At 54.9% G+C, this 16819-nt stretch carries 16 protein-coding genes and 1 tRNA gene; 9 read left to right on the top strand and 8 right to left on the bottom strand.

Going from position 1 to position 16819, the window contains the following annotated elements:
- Nucleotides 1-121 precede the first annotated feature (121 nt).
- A complete protein-coding gene (locus AC2FFD_RS21885) occupies nt 122-781 on the top strand; it encodes a response regulator transcription factor (protein WP_480683510.1) in 660 nt (219 codons plus the stop codon).
- 50 nt (nt 782-831) lie between these two features.
- Nucleotides 832-2109 carry a sensor histidine kinase gene (locus tag AC2FFD_RS21880; RefSeq protein WP_496874143.1) on the top strand — a complete coding sequence of 426 codons (1278 nt, stop codon included), beginning with the start codon at nt 832-834 and terminating at the stop codon, nt 2107-2109.
- Between the two features lie 480 nt (nt 2110-2589).
- Here the strand turns inward: AC2FFD_RS21880 and AC2FFD_RS21875 are convergent, their stop codons facing one another.
- The 6 genes from AC2FFD_RS21875 to AC2FFD_RS21850 all read right to left on the bottom strand — a co-directional run bounded on the left by AC2FFD_RS21875 (nt 2590) and on the right by AC2FFD_RS21850 (nt 6359).
- The gene (locus AC2FFD_RS21875; RefSeq protein WP_496874142.1) at nt 2590-3225 is read right to left on the bottom strand and encodes a hypothetical protein; all 636 of its coding nucleotides are present in this window, start codon (nt 3223-3225) and stop codon (nt 2590-2592) included.
- 31 nt (nt 3226-3256) lie between these two features.
- A complete protein-coding gene (locus AC2FFD_RS21870; protein WP_496874141.1) occupies nt 3257-3784 on the bottom strand; it encodes a MarR family transcriptional regulator in 528 nt (175 codons plus the stop codon).
- 517 nt (nt 3785-4301) lie between these two features.
- Nucleotides 4302-4511 (bottom strand): MerR family transcriptional regulator, encoded by a 210-nt coding sequence (locus AC2FFD_RS21865; protein WP_496874140.1) that lies wholly within the window; start codon nt 4509-4511, stop codon nt 4302-4304.
- Nucleotides 4512-4609: 98 nt separating this feature from the next.
- On the bottom strand, nt 4610-4939 hold the full coding sequence (locus AC2FFD_RS21860; RefSeq protein WP_496874139.1) for a hypothetical protein: 330 nt from the start codon (nt 4937-4939) through the stop codon (nt 4610-4612).
- Nucleotides 4932-6122 (bottom strand): tyrosine-type recombinase/integrase, encoded by a 1191-nt coding sequence (locus AC2FFD_RS21855; protein ID WP_496874138.1) that lies wholly within the window; start codon nt 6120-6122, stop codon nt 4932-4934. Before AC2FFD_RS21855 ends, AC2FFD_RS21860 begins: the two co-directional genes overlap by 8 nt.
- A gap of 147 nt (nt 6123-6269) precedes the next feature.
- Nucleotides 6270-6359 (bottom strand) — tRNA-Ser (locus AC2FFD_RS21850).
- Between the two features lie 413 nt (nt 6360-6772).
- Between AC2FFD_RS21850 and AC2FFD_RS21845 the strand changes: the two genes are divergently transcribed.
- Both AC2FFD_RS21845 and AC2FFD_RS21840 read left to right on the top strand, forming a co-directional pair.
- The gene (locus AC2FFD_RS21845; RefSeq protein ID WP_496874137.1) at nt 6773-7276 is read left to right on the top strand and encodes a hypothetical protein; all 504 of its coding nucleotides are present in this window, start codon (nt 6773-6775) and stop codon (nt 7274-7276) included.
- A gap of 495 nt (nt 7277-7771) precedes the next feature.
- Entirely contained in the window at nt 7772-8923 is a 1152-nt protein-coding gene (locus AC2FFD_RS21840) for a tyrosine-type recombinase/integrase (RefSeq protein ID WP_257600072.1), read from the top strand.
- Nucleotides 8924-8959: 36 nt separating this feature from the next.
- On the opposite strand, the gene AC2FFD_RS21835 is transcribed toward AC2FFD_RS21840, so the two are convergent.
- The gene (locus tag AC2FFD_RS21835; protein WP_257600071.1) at nt 8960-9409 is read right to left on the bottom strand and encodes a hypothetical protein; all 450 of its coding nucleotides are present in this window, start codon (nt 9407-9409) and stop codon (nt 8960-8962) included.
- 781 nt (nt 9410-10190) lie between these two features.
- On the opposite strand from AC2FFD_RS21835, the gene AC2FFD_RS21830 reads away from it, so the two are divergent.
- The 4 genes from AC2FFD_RS21830 (at nt 10191) to AC2FFD_RS21815 (ending at nt 13756) form a co-directional block, all read left to right on the top strand.
- Entirely contained in the window at nt 10191-10967 is a 777-nt protein-coding gene (locus AC2FFD_RS21830; protein WP_257600070.1) for a hypothetical protein, read from the top strand.
- 143 nt (nt 10968-11110) lie between these two features.
- Nucleotides 11111-11320 carry a helix-turn-helix transcriptional regulator gene (locus tag AC2FFD_RS21825; protein WP_257600069.1) on the top strand — a complete coding sequence of 70 codons (210 nt, stop codon included), beginning with the start codon at nt 11111-11113 and terminating at the stop codon, nt 11318-11320.
- On the top strand, nt 11310-11618 hold the full coding sequence (locus AC2FFD_RS21820; RefSeq protein ID WP_257600068.1) for a hypothetical protein: 309 nt from the start codon (nt 11310-11312) through the stop codon (nt 11616-11618). The genes AC2FFD_RS21825 and AC2FFD_RS21820 overlap by 11 nt, the downstream gene beginning before the upstream one ends.
- Nucleotides 11615-13756 carry an AICE element replication initiation protein gene (locus AC2FFD_RS21815; protein ID WP_496874136.1) on the top strand — a complete coding sequence of 714 codons (2142 nt, stop codon included), beginning with the start codon at nt 11615-11617 and terminating at the stop codon, nt 13754-13756. The genes AC2FFD_RS21820 and AC2FFD_RS21815 overlap by 4 nt, the downstream gene beginning before the upstream one ends.
- A 207-nt stretch (nt 13757-13963) precedes the next feature.
- Here AC2FFD_RS21815 and AC2FFD_RS21810 read toward each other — a convergent pair whose 3' ends face one another.
- Nucleotides 13964-14668, bottom strand: coding sequence for a polysaccharide lyase family protein (locus AC2FFD_RS21810; RefSeq protein ID WP_257600066.1), 705 nt, complete (start codon nt 14666-14668; stop codon nt 13964-13966).
- A 117-nt stretch (nt 14669-14785) separates the two neighbouring features.
- Between AC2FFD_RS21810 and AC2FFD_RS21805 the strand changes: the two genes are divergently transcribed.
- Complete coding sequence (locus AC2FFD_RS21805; protein ID WP_257600065.1) at nt 14786-16441, top strand: winged helix-turn-helix domain-containing protein; 1656 nt, start codon at nt 14786-14788, stop codon at nt 16439-16441.
- The last annotated feature ends 378 nt before the right edge of the window (nt 16442-16819 follow it).

Below are 16819 nucleotides of genomic sequence, written 5' to 3'. Positions count from 1 at the left end.
GGCAACGGTGGTGGCAACGGTGGTGGCAACGGTGGTGGCAACGGTGGTGGCAACGGTGGTGGCAACGGTGGTGGCAAAAAATAAAGTGAAGATCACGCTGGTTTAGCTGTAGTGTCTGGATATGCGAATACTCCTTGCCGAAGACGAACCTCAGCTTTGTGAGCAAGTCAAAAAGCTATTGGGTGCGGAAGGTCGCGTGGTCGACGTGGCCAACAATGGTACAGATGCCCTGCATCTGGGGTCGACTGAACCGTACGACATGATCATCCTCGACATCGGCTTGCCTGAGCGTGACGGCATTTCGGTCCTGCGCGAATGGCGCAGCGCGGGCGTCAAGACACCGGTCTTGATCCTGACGGCCAGAGATGGCTGGAGCGAACGCGTCGACGGCTTGGATGCCGGCGCGGATGACTATATGACCAAGCCGTTCCATATGCCCGAATTGGCGGCACGTGTACGGGCCATCTTGCGACGTCAGAGCGGTCAATTGAACCCCGTGATAGAAATGGGAGATGTCTCTTTGGATACGCGGAACGGGCGGGTTGCCGTTGGGGGCATTCCTGTCGATTTGACCGCGCAGGAGATCGCCGTTCTGACCTATCTGGCGCACAACATCGGTCGCATGGTGTCGCGTACTGAGCTGTCGGAACACATCTACGAATATGACGGCGACAGAGATTCCAACACGATTGCAGTATTTGTGACCCGCCTGCGCAAAAAGCTGGGCTCCGATTTGATTACAACCGTCCGGGGTCGCGGCTATATGATTGATTCCGCCTAATGCTCTCGTTGCGCCAACGGGCCTTACTCGGAGGTATCGCTTCGGGAGCGTTGTCCGTAGGCGTCGGTACGCTGATGGTGTTTTCCTACATCAATACGCGCGTTCTGGAGCAGTTCGACGCAACGCTACAAGACCGGCACACGCAGGTTGTTGTTGGCCTCAGCGCCACCACGGATGACCCTGAAACCCTGCGACAGTTGGTATTCGATCCTGCGTATAGCACGCCATATTCGGGGCGGTATTGGCAAGTAACGGACAGTACCGGCGCCATCTATACGTCTGCTTCACTCTTCGATGAAACGATCGCCGAGCCCCCGCGCGGAAATGACGAAACAATCATTTGGAACACTTCCGGTCCAGATAGCGAAGCCATTCGTAGCGTTTATCAAAAGATCACATTCGAAGACGGAACGGAGTGGGGCGTAACTGTCGCCGAAAGCAGGAGCGAACTGATCAACGAACGCAGCGCTGCACAAAGATACCTGCTCCCGGTTTTCGGATTGGTTGGTTTGATCGGAGTGGCAAGTTCTCTTTTGCTGATGTCCGCCATTGTTGGCCCGCTCCGGAAGTTGCGCGCCGATGTCGCCCATCGCTGGGATCGAGGCGATGAGCTGGCTCCCGAAGACTACCCGGAAGAGGTTTCGCCCTTGGTGGAAGATCTCAACAAACTGCTGCATCGAAACCGCGAGATTGTCTCTGGTTCGCGAAGACAAGCGGCGGATCTGGCGCATGCCCTCAAGACGCCGACGGCTATCTTACGAAACGAATTGGCGGAACTGGCAGACGCAGGAGCACATACGGAGCCTGCGGAAGAAGCGCTAACTCGAATTGACGCCCAGCTTAGCCGTTCACTCGCGCGCATGCGTGCATCGAACACCGGAGAGTTAACACATTCCAGGACAGACCTGACGAATTCGGTCGAACGACTGTCCCGGCTGTTCTCGGTCATGGCCGAACGCGAGGGGAAGACGCTCGTTTCGAATTGCGAGGCTGGTCTTCAAGTTCGAATGGACCCCCAGGACATCGAAGAAGTGATTGGAAACCTCCTCGACAACGCTCTCAAGTGGAGCCGGACAACACTCCAAATCACCGCAAGGCGCTCTGTTGATGGAATCGAAATTTTTGTTGAAGACAACGGGCCCGGAGTACCAGAAGACCAAAGGCTTGAGGTCCTTCGTTCCGGCAATCGGCTGGATACTTCTGTAAGAGGAACTGGTTTGGGCCTGTCTATTTCCGTTGATTTATTGGCCGCCTACGGTGGGAAGCTAGAACTCGGAACGTCCGAAAACCTGGGTGGCTTGGCTTGCGGTGTGAAGATCTGCCCGTGAGAAAAACAAGCTGTTCTATGCCGCTGGTCGCCGCTGCGCGGTTCTTTCCCAATTTGCAAACCGCCGACTGAATGAGCAACAAACACCAATGCGATAGTTGATGCATGCCCGTTGATGGCTGCTTTGCTCTCAAAGCTTTAGTTTGCTTGAAAGCCCAGTTTGCGATGAAAAGCTGCAATTCTGTGTCGAGAGGCACTGCGACCCTAGAACTTTAGTAAATTGAGCAATTTCTGCAGGTTTCTCTCCCTTCGTATCAAGTCATTGACGGCTTTGCGTGCCTGCACAGCGCTCCGCGATCTTTCTCCGTGCTTCCAGGACGGATGGCTTGGCCCAGCAGCATGCCCACCTCCGGCACCATGCATTCGGCACACGCTCCAACCTTGAACAACGGGTGCGCGGCAGCGCATGCCAGTAGACTTTGCCGTTGCTGTGCATCTGGGCGCGTCTCGCAGCCTTTTGGCAGGGTCCATGAGGTTGTCGTCACTTTTTGTCATCCGACCGCCCCTCGTAGTGGACGTTACCAACGATTGCCTGCCCACCTTCTTTAACCTCAACGCGTTCGACCCGGACGGTCTGATCCGCCTTGGAGCGATACCGTTTCAGGGTTTCGACCTGGCTAGTGAAGGTCCGCGCCAGCTTATTGAGCGCTCGTTCTGCCGAATCTTGCTGCGGGAGAGTTTTTACGTGGTTCAGGCGACGTGCCATCATCATCGTGGCCTGATGGACAGCGCCCATTTGGATCGCAAGCATGGCTTCGATCTCGTCCTGCGGCTTAACCCCAGCAACAACCGACATTACGAAGTTCGATGCCGTCTCGGAGACAGAGCTGTCCTGCTGCCCAAGAGTCGCGACTTGGTCCATGACCCCTTCGAGGAACCGATAATCAACGGTGCCGAGCTCATGCATTGCCAAAGCACAGGCAGCGGTTGGATCTTTTCCTTTGTGCCCAACCGTGAGCCTGCGTGTGTCTTCATTGAAGTCCAACTTGATATCCGGCGCGCGAACGCGTGATTTCTTCCGTTCCCTCAAATCAGCAACCGCGTTGATCTCCGCTTCGTTAAGCTCGGAGTTCTTTGTCCGAAGTTCGTTGCCACTGTTTTTCTGTGACTTGCTCATGTCCGCCTCGCGTAACAGGGAGTGGTTAGTATTAGTGTTCCGTTTCAGAACCGATGGACCGTCGAGAAATCGGCCTGACCGGTTCTGGTTTGGAACCATGGGAGGTCTTTGGGTTCTCAAACGGAACCACAGAAGATGCTGACGGGTCCGTCTCAGAACCGCGTTTTGTTTTTTCGGGCTGCCAGAATCGCCAGTCATTGGTGGCAGCTTTCTTGCCAGACCGGGCCTGCGTCGCCTTGGTGGTCAACCGCCACTCGTGGGCCCGACGGTGATACCAGTTGCCTTCCTGCTCCAGCACAAGAAAACCTTTGTCTTGCAAATCCTTGCAGGCGCGCTGAATAGTGGCCTTGCCCAATCCGAGAGTTTCCGCCGCCTCGTTCATCGACAGAAACACCTTGCCGTTGTTGCCGCCGTTGTAGCGTGTGTGAAGCTCCAACCAAAGCTTCACTGCAGGTCCTGACAACGCCCGCCATGCCGGAGATTTGATCATCGCATAGGGCAGCGGAACATATTGGCCCTCATCCGACCGCTTGCCTTTGGGGGATCGGCGTCTACTCATCGCGACACCTACGCTGGAAGTGCTCAGGCAAACCATCCAGTTCAGGCACATCACAGCCTATATGCGTCCGGACAAGCCGGGTTAGGCTTGATTTGGACACGCAGTACCCAAGCGTGTCCCAAGCCGCTCCCCCGGCTGGAAATTGGGGTCTCTGGCGCTGAAACAGCCATTGGATACTGTCCCGGCATACGGCGATGCGGTAGATCCCATAGCGTAAGAGCTCACCGCTGTAGTTCTCAGCGGTTTCCCGATGATTGGTTCGGAGAAGAGGGCCAATGTCTGGCCCCCCGTCGTGACTGGTACTGATCGACTTTGGAAAGGACATATCAGCCATGCTTGATCCGTCCTTTCCGTACGATCACCCGTTCAACCGAATGGCTCAAAGGCGACCAGTAGTACCGGCGCTCGTTTTGTCTTGTCGGCGTGGGGCATCCTGTGGCATCAACTGGACTTGCTAGGGTGGCAGTTGATGTCACTGGAAAAGCCCCATCTCCGCGCTTGGAGTTGGGGTTTTTCATTATGCAGCGTCGTTGTTGGGATCGGTGCGCCGCGCCGCCAGCCAGGCATTCAGATCAGCGCCGTGATAGGCGATGCGCCGACCGATGCGGATGAAGGCCGGACCACACATGCGCTGGCGCCATTGAGCCAGCTTTTCGCGGTTTCCCAGCAACTGCATTTCAGGGTCTTCTGGGAAATAGACCCGGTCGTCATTGAAGACGTTTGCCATCGTTGAAATCCTCTTGGATCAGTTGCGATGGCACCCAATATTCACAAAAATTAGAAGCTGAGAACAGTAGTCATCCCATTCTTCCAAAACGGAAAAAATTACTCTTTGCTCTTGACACTGCGGAAGCAGACGTCGCCGGTGAACTCTCCAATTTTCCAAAGCTCCGCAATGTACTTTCTCAAAGTATCCTCGGAAATGTTGAACAAAGGTTCTAAAGCAAATCTGGAATCCAAAAGTTCGTCCTCTAACCTGGATCTTTCCGTGGCCTTTTTTCGCCACCATTCATGGGTTTCAGATTGAACTTTTTGAACGTAGCGATGCACTAGTTGCGCAGTCTTTGTGTCATTTCGAACCAGTTCGGGTTGCAATGGGTAAACCTTCTCGGCCAACACGAACCTTAAAGCCAATATTGTCTCCACTTTAGCCATCGGCGCCATCACGCTTGTACAATAAGTAGCTTGACCAACTGTGCATAAGTTCGCGCCGGCGCTCTAACAAATCCGACCGTGCATAGGCCCGCTCCACATCCGACCCGATCTGATGAGCCAAAGCCGCCTCTGCCAGTTCGCGCGGCGCGTTTGCAGCCTCCGCGGCCCAATCCCGAAACGAACTGCGGAAGCCATGCACAGTAACGCCGTCCTGCCGCATCCGACGCAGTAGCATCAGCATGGACATGTTCGACAAGGGCAGATGCCGCTTTTGCCCCTCGAACACATAGTCAGAGGCCAACGCGCGCAGCGGCTCCAGAATTAACAGCATTTCATCGGTGAGAGGGACACGATGGACCTGCCCACCCTTCATGCGCTCCGCCGGAATGGTCCACAGACGTGCATCGACATTGACCTCGGGCCATTTCATCTCCAGCACCTCAGAGGTTCGGCAGGCGGTCAGAATGGTGAACTGCAGGGCTTTAGCGGCCATGGCTGAACGGGTCTGCAACTCGGCATAAAACGCGGGCACCTCCTGCCACGGCATCGCGTCATGGTGCTGGACCTTGGCCTTGACGGTGGGCAGCACCTTGCCTTCGCGGATCGCGGTCACCGGGTTCTCTCCCGAGCGGAAGCCCTTGGACTTTGCCACATCGAGCACCGTCTTGATCCGCTGCGACAGTCGCTTTGCGGTTTCGTGTTTCTCGGTCCAGATGGGGGACAGGCACATCAGCACTTCGGGCTGATCAATGCTGTCTACGGGCATACGGCCGATCTTGGGGAAGGCATAGTCGCGCAAGGTGTTGAGCCATTGCTGGCCATGTTTGGCATTCTTCCATGTCGGCAAGCGGTCGATGTGAACCTGACGACAGAGTTCTTCGAAGGTCGGGATTTCGCGCTGAGCATTGAAACGCGGGTTCAAACCAGCTTTCGCCATTCGCCTGTATTCGAGCGCTCTTTCTCGGGCCTGGTTCAAAGTGACAACATCAGCGCCGCCCAAACCGAAGTCCGTTCGCATCGGTGCACCCTTTCGGTTCTTCTGTCCTTTGACCGTTACGCGCACAATCCAACGCCGTGCGCCCGAGGGATCGACAACAAGGTACAGGCCAGAACCGTCGCCATGCCGACCCGGGCCAAGATTCTCTACCAGCTTCTTTGTCAGCTTCCCGCTGAGCGCAGCCATGAAAATACCACAAAATATACCACTCAATAGAAAATATTAGGGACAACTGAGTAAAACTCAAGTTGATACTACTAGATAGTAAGTGCCGACTATTTATAGGAATACGGCACGTTAAACGCGCCACATCAACTCACTGAAATAGGTAAATGGCGGAGACGAAGGGATTCGAACCCTCGAGACGGTTTCCCGCCTACTCCCTTAGCAGGGGAGCGCCTTCGACCACTCGGCCACGTCTCCGCCGACGGGTATATCCTTGCAAGCGACGGGAATACAAGGCGAAATATCTGATTTGCGCCCCTCTCTAAAAAATTGCTGAACCCGTTGAAATCACGGCAAAAGACGCCAACATAACCGGATCATGGGCCAGATTTTGAGAATTTTTTCTGGGGCATGTTCCAACGTGAAACAACCGAACCACCAGACTCGAAACGCCACAGCACATCGAATCCCCAATCGGCATCAATCGGCATCGCTGCTTCGATTGATCGGTCACTTTCTGAAAGCGAAGAATTTCTCTTGTTTCAATTGGATCCCATTTCCTCCGGGCAGTGGCGGCAGCGCAGGGCAATGCAAAAGAACAATGGCTCACTTTACGACCACACACGCCTTTATAAAAGTGGAGTGGTCAAAAACTCCACGAAGGGCACAGAATGAAGAAATTTATCGCATCCGCTGGAGCGATGGCATTGGTCGTATCAAATGCGATGGCAATGGATGCTGACAGAGAGGCTATTATCAACGATAAAGTACGTAGTTTTGTTGACGCTGTAGGCTGCGCAGATCCAGAAGCCGCACAATCTTTGCTTGCGGAACTTGGCACTGACGATTTTGACGTTTCTACATATATTGCGTTTCCGGTTGTAGATGTCGGATGTGCAGGTGGGGCTGGAACAAACGCATTCACGCCGGTCGTATTACGTGTTCCAGAATACCGGCCTTTGGCGGCTCATGTCGACATGTGGGCAACGGCGGATATTGAATTTGTAGGTATGCCTGCGCGCGAATTGATATCTGTAGAAGCGCTCGCGCCCAACCGAATGCATATCGTCGGAAAAGACTCCGCTGATGGTGATCCAAACTGTTGCCCGTCGAAATTGGTTGATCGCGTCTACCGTTGGGAACGTGGTGGATTCTGGCTGCCGGAGATTCATTGAATTGTTCTCAGAGTCAGCTGGCATTCTTGACCGGCTGACCTGACCTCGTCCGCCTCTTCTATGAACTGCTTTTTTGTACTCAAAACCGGCCGGAACGGGCTCCTCAGAACGCCTCATTATATGATCGACTCAGGTGCCCCTAGTTTCCTAGTCTGGACCTGCACGCGTTTTGCGCGCAGTTTGCTTCCCCGGCGGATCCAGCGCGGATGGTTCGACGCAGCAAGCCCCGCGAGCTGCAGGGCTAAGAGTTTGATATTTGGCTGTTATTTTTGGTTGCGGGAGTAGGATTTGAACCTACGACCTTCAGGTTATGAGCCTCATTGTCGTATGTTTGCTGTTATTTGCTAAGGTTATTTCTTGCATGATTTATCAATATGTTACCTATGCTTTAGCTTGTTGTAAGCATTCTCCACATTGTCCAAAATTGCTCTCCGGTGTAGCACCAGTGTAGCACCGTCAACTTTCGGTAGCACCAAAACACCTAAAGGATATACCGTGGCCAGTCACCGTTTGAACTTCACCAAAGCAGCCCTTTCGAAAGCCCCTGCCGCCAAGAAAGGATCACGGGACTACTACTATGACGAACGGGAAGCGGGATTGGTTTTGGCTGTGACGGCGGCAGGATCGAAGAGCTTTTACCTGTACAAACGGATCGAAGGGCGACCCGAACGCCTGTTGCTTGGCAAATTTCCTGACATGACCGTGGAACAGGCCCGCAAGGCGGCAGCAAAGGCCAAGGGCGGCATCGCGTCTGGGGCGAACCCTCAGAAAGAGAAAAAGGCCATTCGGGATGAAATGACCTTTGGGGCGCTTTTTACCGAATACATGGACAAGTATTCCAAGGTGCATAAGAAGTCGTGGATATATGACGAGCGGGAAGTAAACAAATATCTGTCGCATTGGTTCCGCAGAAAGATTTCCAGCATTGATCGGGCTGAGGTAGAAAGGCTTCATGCAAAGATCGGCAAGGACAACGGCTTGTATCAGGCCAACCGTTTGCTTGAACGTATTCGCTCCATATTCAACAAGGCCATTGAATGGGGGTGGAAGGGTGTGAACCCCGCTGTTGGTATCAAAAAGTTTCGGGAACAAAGCCGCGACAGATTCTTGCAGCCTGACGAACTGCCTCGCTTCTTTGAGGCATTGGCCAAGGAGCCCAACGAGGCCGCAAGAGATTTCTTTATGGTTTCCCTTCTGACAGGGGCACGAAAGTCAAACACGCTGGCAATGATGTGGAAAGAAATCAACTTCACATCGGCCACATGGCGGATCGAAGAAACCAAGAATGCAGACCCGTTGACGGTTCATCTCCCCCAACAGGCAGTTGAGTTGCTAATCGAACGAAAGCTCAAGTCAGACAGCCCCTACGTTTTTGAAGGCTCGGGCAAAAGCGGCCACCTTGCCGATCCCAAGAAAGCTTGGAGCCGGATCCTGAAAGAGGCAGGGATTGAAGACCTGCGCATTCATGACCTGCGTCGCACCTTGGGCAGCTATCAGGCGGCAACGGGGGCCAATGGATACATTATTGGTAAGTCTCTCGGGCATCGGTCCCAACAATCCACAGCAATCTACGCAAGGTTAAACCTAGACCCGGTCAGGGAGAGTGTGGACAAGGCGACAGAGTTGATGTTTTCAAAGTCTACCTAGGGCGGAAAGAGCCCTTTGCGACCTGACCATACGAACTTACTTGAAGGATACTTCCTCTTTCAGTTCCGCTTTATCGGGTACCCGAATATAAATTTGGGGCTGCTCATACAATATGCTGCCACGTTCAGAATCCACTAAATACAATGGCCAGGAACCGGTGACAGATGGTGCCCACCCCTTCGGTGGGGTCACGGTTGGTGGAATATTGTCATCGACTCCTATGTGGCCCTTTGTATGGCCGTATTCACGGCAGCTTCCACTGATATTGTCGCGAATTAGTGTTTTGCAGAACCGGCCAGATCCGCTGCCATTGCAGTCGCTTGGATCGCGGTACAATGTGAAATAAGCTAATTTGGCGGTTTCAATTTTTGAAGCCTTGGGAAATCCGCAGATTGGGTGGTCAAGCAGTTGTTCGATAAAGCGGATTATTGGCGGAAAACTTGCCGCCGTTTGAGTGCTTAACGCAATAAGCATCAGTAGTGCCATTGGCCAAATTATCTGTTTCATACTCAGACAGTTACCCTTTGAGATGGATATCAGGACAATAATCCAAGACTACCGAAGGGCAATCTTCCTTACAATCCAAAGTCGGTTTTGTCCGCACAGTCGACGTTGGAATACCTGATGAGCGACCAAACAATGCGGATGACAGCTTTTAGAGCCCAGTGTACGCCCCCTGAGAATTGGCTTGTCCGTTTCAATTTCGCAGTTTGGTTGAATTCTTCGTTGGTAAGAACGATGTTTATTGGATGGAATATATAATCCCACCCGCCGTACTCATTCTACTGCTGCGTTTTGGTTTTCCTGCCCTAATCACTTGGTTTTTCGAGCGTTTTGTCGAATCTCGGGCTGAGATAGCAAGACAGCAGAAACGCCTGACTACTGAGGGCGTGAAAGAAACATCTAATGCTCAGAAGATCGCGGCAACACGCGGAAACTTGGACAAAATAATATAGCGGTTGGACGACACAAATGGCAGCTTTGCCCGCATAGCCGCTGTCCACGGCTCCAAATCACTACATCTTTGATTCAAAGCCCGCTTCCTGTGCATTGTCGCCGACGTTGAGGCCCAGTCCTGCGCTAGCAGCGAACGACTGATGTGTAGCCTTCCTGCTAGAACCAACCAAGGCTGAGCTGTTCGCATTCACCAAAGACCTACTAATTCAGGAAAGATCGCTTCAGGCAGACCACCCCTAGTTTCACCGTCTGCACTGTCAGTCCTGTCAGCCTCTGGCGTTTGACTTGGTTTTCCTGAACAAGCGGCATAATGGAACAGGCTGACAACACCCTCCCCGACATCGAAGCAAGACCAACTGCACCGTGGCAGCGCCTCATGGTGGGCCACGGTTTCCTGTCTGAGTTACACCGCCTCTACGATGCCCGGTTCATGCTTGAACTTGAGATGCTGATGGGACCCAAAGCCAATGTTGACGAACTGCGCAAAGGGGTTGAGGCAGCGGCGCGAGCCTACGTCCGCGAACGCCGCAAAATGCGCCGACGCAAACCGGGGGCAATGGAATACCGCCGCCTGTCCGCATTGTCTGCCAAGCTTGAGCCGGTACTAGTGGACCTTGCCCGTGTGCAGGCTTCACCAAACTGTTCCGGGAAACTGGCCGACGCGCTGGAAAAACAAGCCCGATCAGCCGACCCAAGCGCCGCCGGAATTGCAAACCTGATCGAAGGTGCATTTGGCCCCGGCGATCCTGTCGGCCATGTCGCGGCGTTTCTCGAACTGTTGCATAAGGCGACCGCAGAAACGGTTGCTTTGGGCGAGCATGACACCCCAAGCAGCTATCATGAGGCCGATCTGGATCGTTGGTCGCGCAGGCCGAAGAAAACCGAAAGCCAGCCGATTGCGGCGTTAGCCCGCGCCTTTCGCCCCTATTGGGAGCGCAACGCCATGCGCCCCTTTAATGCGGGCCGCTACGATCCGGCCACAAAGCAAAACAAAGCAACGGCTGTAGATGTGATTCATTTGATCGGCCAAAAACTTGATCCGGACCTGACGCGCGCGCGTGTGGTCACGGTAATGCGGGTGATATAGACATATTTTCGCCACATTACGTGGCAGTTAACCGGCATGTTTTCCTATGTAGGAAGCAGTTTTTCTTTCCTGCTTCACGCGTTTCGGCCTGCCCAATCGCTCTCTAGGTTTCCCTTCATCGATCTAAATTGATGGAGGTTATCATGATCGCAAAACAGGCAGACACCCTGCTCAAACCCGAGCAAGTCGCGGAACGCCTCGGCGTGTCCACAACCACCCTTGCCACATGGCGTTGCACCAAACGCTACCCGCTGGCTTATGTCAAAGTTGGCCGCTTGGTCCGCTATCGCATGGGAGATGTAGAAGCGTTCGAGATCGCGCGTCTTCAGGAGGTGGTTGCAAATGACTGGTAGTTGGAAGCCTATCGAATTCGCGGCCATTGCTGAACTGGCCCGGATCAATCTGCATAGCCTTCTGGCCGAATGGTTGCCGGATGGCCGGATCATTGGCCGCGAATGGGTGGCGCTGAACCCCACCCGTGCAGATCGCTCGCGGGGTTCGTTTCGGATCAATCTCGACAGCGGGTTGTGGGCAGACTTTGCCACAGATGACAAAGGCGGGGATGCCATCAGCCTCTTTGCCTATCTGAACGGGGTCCAGCAAGGACAGGCCGCGCGTGCACTGGCGCAACGTCTGGGGGTGCAGGCATGAGCGCGCTGCCCGACCTTCGCCACCCGACAGCCGGTGTCGCTGACACTCAGCATGTTTATCGCAGCAGAACGGGTGCGCCTGTGCTCGTCGCCAATCGCTATGAGGGCAACGGCAGGGGCAAGTTCTTTCTGCCCTACGACGTGACCAAGGACGCATGGAAAGCACCCCAGTTGCGCCCGGTCTATCATCTGGACCGGATCGCCCAGGCGAACCCGGATCAGCCGGTGATCTGGGTTGAAGGGGAGAAGTGTGCCGATGTTCTGACGGGCTTGGGGTATCTAGCCTCTACCAGCTTTGGCGGCAGCAAGGCGCTGGCAAAAACTGACCTGTCACCGCTGGCAGGCCGTACTGTCATTATCTGGCCTGACCACGATGAGCCGGGACAGAGCTATGCCGCCAAACTGGCCGAAGAGCTCGTTACATTACATAGGGCGACACCTCTGATCCTTCCGATCAGTGACGCACTGATTCAAGCGCATGATTCATCGAGTCTGATCCCTAAACCAATACATAGGGGCTGGGACGTGGCCGACGCCATTGCCGCAGGTTGGGGACTAGGCGAGATTGACGCCCTGATAAACAGCGTTGCGTGTGATTTGCCGGATGCAACTGCCGCCTACCTTACAAGTAAGGTTCGGCCTGCCGCCAATGACCCGCATCCCCCTATGTATCATAAGGAAAACCCCGACCCGTATACGTTACCTATACATAGGGATGAACCTGCACCTATACGTAACGATAGCAGTGCGGCGCTGGTGGATGGGCTTGAGCTTTGGAACACGCCGCAGGGTGAGCCCTATGTAACGTTACGGGCCAAGGGTCACTTTGAGCACTGGCCTGTCGGATCATCGACCTTCCGCAACTATCTGGCCTATGCCCATTACAAGGCCGAAGGCAAAGCGCCCTCCAATGCCGCGCTGGATGACAAACGCCGGATGCTGGAAGGGGTGGCGCGGTTCGAAGGCGAGACCTATCCGGTGTCCAGCCGCATCGCCTCGATCGGGCGCACGGTCTATCTCGACCTTGGCGACACCGATTGGCAGGCTGTGGCGATCACGTCCGAGGGCTGGCAGGTGGTCAGCCACCCGCCCGCGCGGTTTCGACGCTCACCAGCCATGCAGGCGTTGCCAGTGCCGGAACGGCATGAGAATGGCATCGAGTTTCTGCGCGATTTTCTGAATGTCGACAGCGAAGATGATTTCCGCATGCTGGTGGCATGGGTTCTGGGATGTTTCCACCCCAAAGGCCCCTACCCTATCCTGATCCTGTCAGGTGAACAGGGCAGCGCCAAAAGCACCACCGCGCAAACCCTGCGCGATCTGATTGACCCGGCCAGCCCAAGCACGCGCAGCACGCCCAATTCCGAACAGGATTTGGTGATTGCTGCCATGCACAACCACGTTCTGAGCTTTGACAATCTCTCGACCATCCGCCCAATGATGGCAGATGCGTTCTGCCGGATTGCTACGGGTGGCGGATTTGGTACCCGCAAGCTGCACACTGACAGCGACGACGTATTGTTCAACGCGACGCGGCCCTGTTTGCTGAACGGTATTCCCGATCTGGCGGCGCGACCTGATCTGGCGGATCGCGCCATTGGCGTTCATCTGCCGGTGATCCCACCCGGTAGGCGCAAAACCTTGGGCGCGTTTAACCGCGATTTTGCCAAGGCCAAGCCCTATATTCTGGGCGCTCTGTTGGACGCGGTGTCCTGCGCCTTGGGCCGGATTGACTCAGTGAGCCTCTCAGAAGCCCCTAGGATGGCAGACTTCGCTAAATGGGTGGTTGCTGCCGAAGGCTCCCTTGGATGGTCTCAGGGCGCGTTTCTGGACTCCTACGCGGCCAATCGCGCGCGCAGTGACCAAGCCGCTGTTGAGGCCAACCCGGTCGCGCTGGCGATCCTTTCATTAATGGAAGGGCGGCAGCATTGGAGCGGCACCGCAACCGAGCTGAAGCAAACCTTGCGGGATCGTTTCCCGGCACTGACAGAGGACAGCCACAGTTTTCCGCGCAACGAGGCACGGTTTGGCGCGGCGCTGCGACGGGTACAACCTGTCTTGCGGCGACAGGGCGTGAACATCGCGTTCAGCCGTGAAGGAAAGGCCGGGATGCGGGTGATTGAATTGAGCAATCGCTGAAAGTTCGCTCAACAATTTTTTGGCTAACGCGCTCGATTCCTTGGGTCGGGCGTTTTTTGTTTGTGCTTGCCGTTGCGGATGCCGGGGGTGGGCTCGCGTCTGCTACGCGGACAAAGCCGCCATCGGATTCCCGACACGCGATGTAAACCACGCCGAGTTGTGAAAACTCTGAAGATTAAAATATCGGTTCCGCCAAGCTGCCGAGTCTTACCAGTCCGACACTCGGACGTTCCGAAACGAAACAGAGACATTGTCCGTGGCAGGGATATCCTTGGCGCCAAATAGACCATATCTGAATTGCACTTCACCACCTTCGGTAATGTTGGGTCTGCCGGTTGAGTCCGAGATCACCTCACCGTTGCATTCGACGACAAAAACACCGGGGGTCTGATCCTTGAGGGATTTGCGTGGCGTTGAATCGTATTGGATGCGCACTGAGACCTTGTGCCATTCTCCGAAATCCTCCGCGGAAATGCAGTCCTTGGCGCGGAACGTGTAGCCATCGTTGTTCAGTTCGAAACCATAAAGCATATCGGTGCCAGTCTCGAATTGGCCGGCGGTCAACCGCGCGTTGAGTGCATTGTAGCTAAAGTCTTCCGGAATGAGGATTTCCCACTCGTACAAACGCCGATCTCCGGCTCTCGACGTGGATGTCTCAAAGTACTCGATCCTGTTCCGTGAGCGTCCGCAATCGGAGGTGCTGATCTGCAATTCGTCGGAGAAGTATTCAAGGTCGCTGCACTCGCCCGGACGTAGCTGAAATGTTTCACTTCCGTCGGATTGGCGAAGGGGCGCATTCTCGCGCGGCGTGCTGAGGTCAAAGCTATTGGCAATTGCAGGACTGGAGATGGCTACTGCTGCAATGATTGCGAGAATCCGAGGCGGAGCAATCGCCCGCGCCGTTCCGAACAAGGGAAGTCTCGCTATTCTCGCCGAGCATTTCATAAGCTATTCTCCATCTAGGGAGAGGTTGGTGCCCCTCCCAGTTTCTGAAGGGCGTCTTTTGGAATATGGACCTGACGCCCGTGGGTGATAGTCCAACTGGAGGGCGAGATACTGCGTTTTGCCAAACGAAATAACTTGAAATCTTCTGAAATCCGCCTTGGAATGGTGAAGGTCGATCCGGCCACCGGACGGATTTACGACTTGGAGGGAAATGAAGCCGAGCTGCGGCACCAGTCCCGTGAAGTGCTCAAGGCATTGGCGGAAAACCAAGGCAGGACAGTATCGCGCGAAGCGCTGATCGACGAGGTCTGGTCGGGCCGAGCCGTTGCAGCCGACAGCGTTGCGCAATGCATTGCCGAGATTCGGCGTGTCGTGGGCGATTCTGAAAAACGCCTTGTCGAGACTGTTCCGCGTCAAGGTTACAGGCTAATTCTGCCCGTCCCGGACGCCGCAAACGTGGGATTGCTGAATCTACCTATTTCCTTACTGTTGGTGGCCGTTTTAATGCTTGCAGCACTGATCGGCGCCTATGTTTTGGCGCGCTCTGACGACACGGTCCATGCACCTGTGGTTGCGGTGCTGCCCTTCGAAGATTTCTCCTTTGCACCACACACTGGTTTCTTGAGTGACGCCATAAGCGAGAACATTATAACTGCATTGGCGCGGTTTCCGCAGATGACCGTCATCTCCCGCCGCTCCAGTTTCCAGTTTCGCGATTCGCCGCAAGGGATTGCAGAAATCACTGAGGCGCTTGGAGCCGATTTTGTTCTTGAAGGAAGCCAGCAGTACAACGGCTCTCGATTAAAGATCACAGCCCAACTGATCGAGGGTGCCACAGAGGCTCATATCTGGGCGGACGAGATTGACGTTCCTCTAAGTGCGATGCTGGAGGCCAACAGTGAAATCAGCCGAAAGATTGCCCTGGCCGTTGGGACAAGTGTGATTGACACCGCCGAGGCCAGCATGACCTCCGGGGATGTCAGCGCCCTAATGATCTCTAATGCGGCACAAAGCCGGATCATGCGCAGCTTTACCCGCGAAAACCTCCTGACCAATATCGAGGAACAGGAGAAATCCATACGGAACTATCCCGACTCTGCGTGGGGGTTTTTGGGCCAAGCCCTGTCGTTGCGTATCGGCCTCCATTACGGATGGGTCGACGGCGATGAGTCGGCACTTCGTGAACGGATGTACAATCTGGCCCGTCGTGGCGTCGAGCTCGATCCAAACAATTTCCTCGCTTACCATGCCCTCGGACGGGCGCTGATGTTCAATGGCGAAGTCGAAGACGCGCAACGTGCCTTTCAGCGTGGGATCGAATTGAACCCTTCGTCGACGATCGTTGGCAATGGGCTCGCGGTTTCTCAAATATACATGGGCAAGACGGACGAGGCCTTGCAGACACTTGCAAATCTCGAACGCATTGATCCGCTCAAGCACTTTGACTTGCAATGGAACAAGGCCTGGGCGCTTTGGCAGAAAGGAGAGTGCGACAAGGCCCTGGACGCATTCAAGTCAGTGCCCTCAATGCCAACCGCGGCCAATAAGCTCCTCGCGGCCATCCACCATTGCGTTGGCGACGAAAACGCTGCGGCACTAGCGATGGCCAACTACCTTTCAGAGAACCCGGACTGGACCGTCGCGCGGGTAAGAGACATGGAAACCAGGATGTGGAATGCCTCCGGCGCTCTGGAACGCTGGCTTACCGCCATGGAAGAGGCCGGGATGCCTCACGGCTGAACTTGTCTCGCCGTAAGGGCGAATCTCTTTGGGACGGAATAATGCGCACTAAGGGCTCCAAGCTGACCTTCAAGGGATACAGACGGCAAACTTTCTATTGGCTGACGGTGCTGACAGCACTGACGGTGGACGCGCGTTAGTTTTCTTTGTTTGGTAAGGTTCGGCGTCAGCGACTGTCGGTGTCGCTACGTTGAGGTATTTGAAGTTTGCCCCACAGCGTAGCACCGTTGTAGCACCGAGGCCAAACGTCCCAAACGCCAAGAGCGCCCCTTGGGGCGCTAGTGTGTTGTAATCATGCAGGTATTTTTGGTTGCGGGAGTAGGATTTGAACCTACGACCTTCAGGTTATGAGCCTGACGAGCTACCGGGCTGCTCCAT

The organism is Ruegeria sp. YTSC002 (genome assembly GCF_059609845.1).
Note: the sequence above shows the minus strand (reverse complement) of the source record. Positions and strands in the feature narration are given on the sequence as shown.